The organism is Cellulomonas sp. RIT-PI-Y (assembly GCF_025642745.1).
In the GTDB taxonomy this organism is placed as follows: domain Bacteria; phylum Actinomycetota; class Actinomycetes; order Actinomycetales; family Cellulomonadaceae; genus Cellulomonas.
In genome coordinates, this window is the sequence record NZ_JANZKP010000042.1 from 25,199 (window position 1) to 31,829 (window position 6,631).

At 72.4% G+C, this 6,631-nt stretch carries 7 protein-coding genes and 1 tRNA gene; 4 read left to right on the top strand and 4 right to left on the bottom strand.

What is annotated here, in order from left to right; translation table 11 throughout:
- Positions 1-101 precede the first annotated feature (101 nt).
- Complete coding sequence (locus OGL89_RS12780; RefSeq protein WP_263120535.1) at positions 102-947, bottom strand: AraC family transcriptional regulator; 846 nt, start codon at positions 945-947, stop codon at positions 102-104.
- A gap of 221 nt (positions 948-1,168) precedes the next feature.
- Positions 1,169-1,873: a TetR/AcrR family transcriptional regulator gene (locus OGL89_RS12785; RefSeq protein WP_263120536.1), complete on the bottom strand. Its 705-nt coding sequence runs from the start codon at positions 1,871-1,873 to the stop codon at positions 1,169-1,171.
- On the opposite strand from OGL89_RS12785, the gene OGL89_RS12790 reads away from it, so the two are divergent.
- Both OGL89_RS12790 and OGL89_RS12795 read left to right on the top strand, forming a co-directional pair.
- On the top strand, positions 1,866-2,870 hold the full coding sequence (locus tag OGL89_RS12790) for an alpha/beta hydrolase (protein ID WP_263120537.1): 1,005 nt from the start codon (positions 1,866-1,868) through the stop codon (positions 2,868-2,870). The two genes, OGL89_RS12785 and OGL89_RS12790, sit on opposite strands and share 8 nt — an antisense overlap.
- A 147-nt stretch (positions 2,871-3,017) precedes the next feature.
- Positions 3,018-3,956 carry an aldo/keto reductase gene (locus OGL89_RS12795; RefSeq protein ID WP_263120538.1) on the top strand — a complete coding sequence of 313 codons (939 nt, stop codon included), beginning with the start codon at positions 3,018-3,020 and terminating at the stop codon, positions 3,954-3,956.
- Positions 3,957-4,017: 61 nt separating this feature from the next.
- Here the strand turns inward: OGL89_RS12795 and OGL89_RS12800 are convergent.
- Positions 4,018-4,107: transfer RNA gene (locus OGL89_RS12800), tRNA-Ser, on the bottom strand.
- 105 nt (positions 4,108-4,212) lie between these two features.
- Here OGL89_RS12800 and OGL89_RS12805 point away from each other — a divergent pair.
- Positions 4,213-5,088 (top strand): Sir2 family NAD-dependent protein deacetylase, encoded by an 876-nt coding sequence (locus tag OGL89_RS12805; RefSeq protein WP_263120541.1) that lies wholly within the window; start codon positions 4,213-4,215, stop codon positions 5,086-5,088.
- 64 nt (positions 5,089-5,152) lie between these two features.
- Here OGL89_RS12805 and OGL89_RS12810 read toward each other — a convergent pair whose 3' ends face one another.
- Positions 5,153-5,587 (bottom strand): nucleoside deaminase, encoded by a 435-nt coding sequence (locus OGL89_RS12810; protein WP_263120542.1) that lies wholly within the window; start codon positions 5,585-5,587, stop codon positions 5,153-5,155.
- Between the two features lie 229 nt (positions 5,588-5,816).
- Here OGL89_RS12810 and upp point away from each other — a divergent pair, with 229 nt between their 5' ends.
- On the top strand, positions 5,817-6,452 hold the full coding sequence (gene upp / locus OGL89_RS12815; RefSeq protein ID WP_263120539.1) for a uracil phosphoribosyltransferase: 636 nt from the start codon (positions 5,817-5,819) through the stop codon (positions 6,450-6,452).
- Positions 6,453-6,631: the final 179 nt, after the last annotated feature.

Genomic DNA, 6,631 nt, shown 5'->3' on the forward strand with positions numbered 1-6,631 from the left:
GTCGCGGCGGAGGGGTGGTGGCCCCTGGCCGCGCTCGCCCGCGCGTAGTGAGGGATGCCTTACCTAAGCGAAGATTACGACGCGGTCCCCGCTGACCGCAATCAGGATCCCGGGCCAGCCGATACGGTTCTCCGGCCAGCGGTGAACGCTCCCGGCGTGCAGCCCATCACCGCCTGGAACGCCTCGATGAACGTGCTCGGCTGCGCGTATCCCAGCAGCTCGGACACCACCTGCACCTCCCGCCCCTCGGCCAGCGACGCCACCGCGTGATGGACCCGCACGGCCCGCCGCCACTGCACGAACGACAGCCCCGTCGACGCCCGGAACGCCCGGGTGATCGTCCGCTCACCGAGACGGAGTTCACCCGCCCACTCCGCCAGTCCCCGCCGATCCGAGGGGTCCGCCAGCAGGGCCTCCGCGATCGGATCGATCCGCGCGTCCCCCGGCAACGGCAGCTCCCACCGCCGCTCCCCCGGTTCCAGCACGTCGAAGACCACCGCCTCCGCCCGCGCCCGCATCCCCGGGTCCAGATCGTCGCGGCCCAGATGATCGAGCAACGACTCCAGCACCGGCGTCATCGCGATCACCCGTGCCCCGCCGTCGAACCCGGGCGGCGTGCGCTCCGGGGCGAAGAACGCGTCGTGCAGCTCCACCCCCGCGGTGACCCGGCCGGCATGGACCACCCCGGCGGGCAACCAGAGCCCGGATCCCTCCGCGATCGTGAACAGCCGGTCGCCGACCCGGGCGGACAGGGTGCCGCCACGGAGCCAGATCAGCTCGTGCTGCGGATGGTCGTGCGCGGGCCACTCGGTCGGGACCGCGAGGGCGGGGTGACGCTCGGCCTGGATGGCGGCCCGGGACGCGGAACGGGCGGGCAGCGGCAGGGCGTGGCGGACCTCGGTCCGGCGTTCGCGGGACCAGGCACCGAGGGCGGCCGGGGTGGGCATGGGGCGGAGTGTAGGACGCGGCGGGGATCAGGCCCGGTCGCGCGGAGCCCACCGTGCGCGGGCCCGCCGCGGTGGGCACGGGAGCCGCCGGCGTCAACTGACAGCTGCCGGGTCACCGCTGGGCGAACCGGCGATGGGCGCAGCCTCGGCCCCGCGCTCGCTCGGGCGCGAGAGCTACATGGACATCCGGTCGTTCGAGCGGCTCGCACACCGCGGGCACTTCACCGCCTGGGAGAACCCCCGGGCTGTCGCGTCGACCGTCCGGAAGCTCGCCGCGACGGTGTGAGCGCATCGCCGAGCTCGTCTGCCAGCAGCTCGACCGCCCACGCCGTGTCGTCCTCCGGGGCCTGGTGCACCAGGTGCAGCGCGAGCCCATCGAGCAGCGCGTGCAACCGCCGCGAGCGCGGGGACGGCACCTCGTCCGGCTCCACCCCGCCGGTAGAGCCGCCCGCCACCGCGCGACAGATCCGCGCGATCGCCTCCTGCGCCTCGCCGTACGCGACCCGGACGGCCGGATTCGTGGGCGCCAGGGAGGCGAGCGCGAGGAAGACCTCCATCTCGACCCGGCGCTCGGCATCGAGCGGGAGCAGCTGGACGAGACACTCCAGCGCGAACCCGCGCGGATCCTCGCGGGCATCGATCGTGATCGCCCCGATGCGGGCCTCGACCCGAGCCGAGACGAGCCGCAGGCAGTACACACGCAAGGCGTCCTGCGTCGGGAAGCGCCGACGCAACGACGCGGTCGCGAGCCCGGCCTCGTCGGCCACGTTGCGCACGGAGAAGGCGAGCACACCGTCGCGGGTCAGCACGTTCCACGCAGCGGCGGCGATGACCCGGTCCCGCTCCGCATGGTCGATCAGCCTGGGCACCGATCGATTGTACACAGTCGTGCTAGCATCCCGTTTTATGAGTACAGTCGTGTTCACAAAGCGTCACCGTCGATACGTCGTCGCCGCCCTGATCCCCCTGTTCGTGATCGGCCTGGTCGGCGTGGCGGTGCTGGTCGAGAACGCGCGGACCGCGGCCGGCCGGGAGGCGCGCCCCATGCCCGGAGAACTAGTCGACGTCGGCGGCCACCGGCTGCACCTCGTCGTCCAGGGCACCGGAGGCCCGACGGTCGTGCTCGAGGCGGGCAGCGGCGAGGTGGCCTCAGGGTGGCAGCAGGTGGCCGGCGGACTCTCCACGACCACCACCGTCGTGAGCTATGACCGCGCCGGTACCGCATGGAGCGAGGCCGCCGACGAGCCGCGCACCGCCTCAGCCGTCGTCTCCGACCTGCGCACCGCCCTGCGTGAGATCGACGCACCCCGCCCGTACGTCCTGGTGGGGCACAGCCTGGGCGGCCTGTACATCCGCGAGTACGCGCGGCTGCACCCGGACGAGGTCGCCGGACTGGTCCTCGTCGACGCACGCCCGGAGGACGACGCCGCCCGGACGGCCGCCCTTCTGCCCGACGGCGCGGGCACGTCGTCGTGGCCGACCTGGATCCCCACCACGCTCAAAGCGACCGGAGCGCTCCGGGTCGGCGGCGGCGCGCTGCTCGACGGGCTCGTCCCGGCCGAGTATCGCGAGGAGTTCCTCGACGTCACGGCCTCACCGACCTACTTCGCCACTCAACGCGACGAGGCCGACCGGATCGGCGCCACCGAGGCGGCCCTCCGCGGCCAGGACCTCGGCGACCTCCCCGTGCGGGTGATCGCCCGCGGACTGCCCCAGGACTACGCCGCCGCGGGGATCGACACCGCCACCGGCCGGGAACTCGAACGCCTCTGGCAGGACGGTCAGCGCCGCATGCTCTCCCTGTCCTCCGACAGCACGCTGGTCGTCGCCGAGCACAGCGGGCACCTCATCCCCCGCGAGCAACCGGATCTCGTCGTCGCCGAGGTGGCGAGCCTGCTCGACGACCTGCGCGGACCGGGCTGAGGCCCACGCAGGACCGCAGTGCCCTCGCGGCGGGGGCGGGGTGGAGAACCCCCGCATGGATCCGGCCCCGCCCCTTCCGGAACCCGGCACACCCGGAACGGCCGCCGTACGCTCGGTGAGCACCGTGACCCCTGCTGAGGAGACGCCATGAAGACCGTGACCCTGGCCGGCACCGACATCGTCGCCCCGAACGTCGTCCTGGGACTGATGCGGATCGCCGACAAGTCCGACGACCAGATCCAGGATCTGGTGCGGACCGCGCGCGACAACGGCGTCGACTTCGTCGACCACGCTGCGATCTACGGCACCGAGATGCACCAGTGCGAAGCGCGGTTCGCCGAGGCGATGCAGCTCACCTCGTCCCAGCGGGCTGAACTGACGATCCAGACCAAGTGCGGGATCGTGCCCGACGGGCCGTACTTCGACTACTCCTACGAGGAGATCACCTCCTCGGTCGACGCGTCCCTGCGGGCACTGCGCACCGACTACATCGACGTGCTGCTGCTGCACCGCCCGGACGCACTGGTCGAGCCGGACGAGGTCGCGCGCGCCTTCGACCAGCTCTCGGCGTCCGGGAAGGTCAGGGCGTTCGGGGTGTCGAACCACACCCCGCGCCAGATCGACCTGCTGAGGACGTCGGTCACCCAGCCGATCGTCGCCAACCAGCTCCAGCTGTCGCTCACCCAGGCGTCGATCATCGCGCAGGGCGTCGCGTCGAACATGCCCGGGCAGGACCAGTCGATCACCTCTGACGGCGGCGGCATCCTGGACTACTGCCGGTTGCACGACATCACGGTGCAGGCGTGGTCGCCGTTCCAGAAGAAGTTCTTCGACGGGGTGTTCCTCGGCGACCGGGACACCTACCCCGAGCTCAACGACGTCCTCGACCGGCTCGCCGCGAAGTACGACCTGACCCCCACCGGGGTGGCCGTCGCCTGGATCACCCGCCACCCCGCGCAGATGCAGGTCGTGCTCGGCACCACCACACCGTCGCGGGTCGCGGATGCGGCTGCCGGGTCCGACGTCCCGCTCACCCGGGCCGAGTGGTACGAGCTGTTCCGGGCGGCGGGACACCTCGTGCCCTGACCGGACGGCGGCACTGACGCACGAAGCCCCCACCGTTCACCGGCGGGGGCTTCGTTCGAGCTGGCGGTAGCGGTGGGATTTGAACCCACGGTGGACTTTCACCCACACACGCTTTCGAGGCGTGCTCCTTAGGCCGCTCGGACACGCTACCTCGGCGGCAACTCTAGCCGACGATCCACCCCGGATCGAACCGGTCGCTCCGCCGTGAGCAAACGCACCCCGCCGCCGGGGCCGCCCGGACGTACCGTGAGTCGTGATCTGGACCGCCCCCGCCACCCGCCCGCATCCCGCCGACGCGGATCGGGTGGTGGACCTGCTGCGGGGTCACCCGCTGGTCGTCCTCACCGGCGCGGGGGTGTCCACCGACTCCGGCATCCCGGACTACCGCGGACCGGACTCGCCGCCGCGCACCCCGATGACGTACCAGCAGTTCGTCGGGGACGAGGCGTTCCGTCGGCACTACTGGGCCCGCAACCACGTGGGCTGGCGGTTCGTGCACCGGACCGAGCCGAACCCGGGGCACCGCGCACTCGCGTCGATGGAGGCGCACGGCACCGTGCTCGGCGTGATCACCCAGAACGTCGACCTGCTGCACGAGGACGCCGGGTCGCGCCGGGTGATCGACCTGCACGGCCGGTACGACCGGGTGATCTGCCTGCGGTGCCACCGGGTGGTGTCCCGGGAGCAGCTGGCCGTCCGGCTGGAGGAGCTGAACCCCGGCTTCGTGGAGTCGATCGGCTCGGTGGAGGACGTGGAGATCGCGCCGGACGCGGACGCGGTGATCGAGCGGACCCAGCACTTCGTGGTCGCCGACTGCTGGCAGCCGGACCCGGACGGCGGTCCCGGGCCGTGCGGCGGGATGCTGAAGCCGGAGATCGTGTACTTCGGGGAGACGGTGCCGGCGCCACGCGTGGCCGAGGCCTACGCCCTGGTCGACGAGGCGGAGGCCCTGCTGGTCGCGGGGTCGTCGCTGACCGTGCAGTCCGGGCTGCGGTTCGTCCGGCGCGCGGCGGAGGCGGGCAAGCCGATCGTGATCCTGAACCGGGGCGCGACCCGGGGGGACCCGCTGGCGACCCTGACCTGGGACGCGGGCGCCTCGGAGAGCCTGGTGACCCTGGCGGAACGCCTCTAGGACCGCAGCGGCTCCGGTACCGGGACGCCTCCGGTCCCGGAACGGCTTCGGTCCCGGAACGGCTCTAGGACCGGTGCGCGGCGAAGAACTCGCGCAGCACCGCGCCGCACTCGTCCTCGCGCACCCCGCCGATCACCTCGACCCGGTGGTTGACCCGCGAGTCGCGCACCACGTCCCACTGGGATCCGCACGCCCCGGCCTTCGGGTCCCACGCGCCCAGCACCAGACGCGGGATCCGGGCCAGCACGGTGGCGCCCGCGCACATCACGCAGGGCTCCAGGGTGACGACCAGCGTGCAGTCGTCCAGCCGCCAGCGACCGAGGGTCTGTGCCGCCGCCCGGAGCGCGAGCACCTCGGCGTGGGCGGTGGGGTCGGCATCGGCCTCGCGGCGGTTGCGGCCCGCGCCCACCACGTCGCCGTCGGGTCCGAGCACGACGGCGCCGACCGGCACGTCACCGGTGGCCAGGCAGGCGGTGGCCTCGGTCAGGGCGAGACCCATCGCGGTGAGATCGTCGGGACGGGCGAACACGGGGAGCTGCACCGCTCCATGGTGGCCCACGACGGACGTGGAAGGGCGATGACGGCACCGGCAGGGGGGCATTCGGAACCGTCATCGCCTGCACCCGAGGTTACTCGGCGGTAGCCCCGGCCCGTGGGACGTTGGACCCCCGCCGGCAGGATTCACCCGGATCGCCCAGGGCCCACCCGCAGCACGGTAGGTTGGGGCCATGCGCCTGCACGTCGCCGACCACCCCCTCGTCGCCCACAAGCTGACGGTCCTGCGGAACAAGGACACCTCGTCCCCCACGTTCCGGAAGCTGGTCGACGAGCTGGTGACCCTGCTCGCCTACGAGGCGACCCGTGAGGTGCGCACCGCCCCGGTGGACATCCAGACCCCGGTCGCCCCGTTCACCGGCGTGAAGATCGCCGAGCCGCTGCCCCTGGTGGTGCCGATCCTGCGCGCCGGGCTCGGCATGCTCGACGGCATGACCCGCCTGATGCCGACCGCCGAGGTCGGGTTCCTGGGCATGCAGCGCGACGAGGAGACGCTCGACGTCGTCACCTACGCCAACCGCCTGCCCGAGGACCTCACCGGCCGGCAGTGCTTTCTGATCGACCCGATGCTGGCCACCGGCGGCACCCTGGTCGCGGCGATCGACTACCTGTTCGAGCGCGGCGCCCGCGACGTCACCGCCGTGTGTCTGCTGGCCGCCCCGGAGGGTCTCAAGGTGGTCGAGGAGGCCGTCGGCGACCGGGTGGACGTGAAGATCGTGGTGGCCGCCGTCGACGACCACCTGAACGAGAAGGCGTACATCGTGCCGGGTCTGGGCGACGCGGGCGACCGGCTCTACGGCGTGGTCTGAGCCGCTCCCTCATCTCAACCGCCGAGACGATCGGTGGTCAGCTCTTGGTGATCGCGGTTCCAGCTGCGAGCATCGAGCCGTGGTCACCACCCCGCTCCGCATGATCGACGCCCATCCGGCGTCCGTCGTCATGCGCGCGTATCCGGGGTCGGTATGCCGTTCCGCACGGCGAACTCCGC